This is a genomic window from Bradyrhizobium sp. NBAIM08, assembly GCF_020193935.1.
Classification (GTDB): Bacteria; Pseudomonadota; Alphaproteobacteria; order Rhizobiales; family Xanthobacteraceae; genus Bradyrhizobium; species Bradyrhizobium yuanmingense.
The window spans coordinates 1-389 of record NZ_JADYVR010001230.1 but is presented as its reverse complement, the minus strand read 5'-3'; the positions used below and the strand labels follow the sequence as shown (position 1 = coordinate 389).

At 68.1% G+C, this 389-nt stretch carries 1 pseudogene; it reads right to left on the bottom strand.

Annotation, left to right across the window (positions count from 1 at the left end):
- Nucleotides 1-122: 122 nt before the first annotated feature.
- A pseudogene (locus I6F37_RS44275) lies at nt 123-299 on the bottom strand (DUF2945 domain-containing protein); the annotation flags it as partial.
- Nucleotides 300-389 lie beyond the last annotated feature (90 nt).

Here is a 389-nt window from a genome sequence, read left to right as displayed (position 1 = left end):
CTCCGGGGGGACGAGACCGGGGGACCGAGCACATCCGCTGGGTTTGGGTGCACGGCCCCGGCCTCGTCCCCCCGTTCGGTGCGTTCAGCGCATCCAACGCCGCTTTCGCTACATTGCAGCGCCTACTTCTTCTTGAGCGCGCCGGGCTTGTGGACGGCCTCGCCGCCGCTCTTCTCGCTCTTCACGAGGTACTGCGGGTCGTCCTTCGACGCTCGCACCGTGCGCCCGGCGGCCTCGGTGTCCTCCGTGATCTTCTTCTCCACGCTGCCCTCGGCGGTGCCGCCGTGGCTCTTCCACGTGACGTGGTCGCCTCTTCACGGGGGCGTGGATCGAAACGTCTGGATCTGGAAGACGAACGCTCGACTCATGGGTTCGCCCCTTCGCGGGGG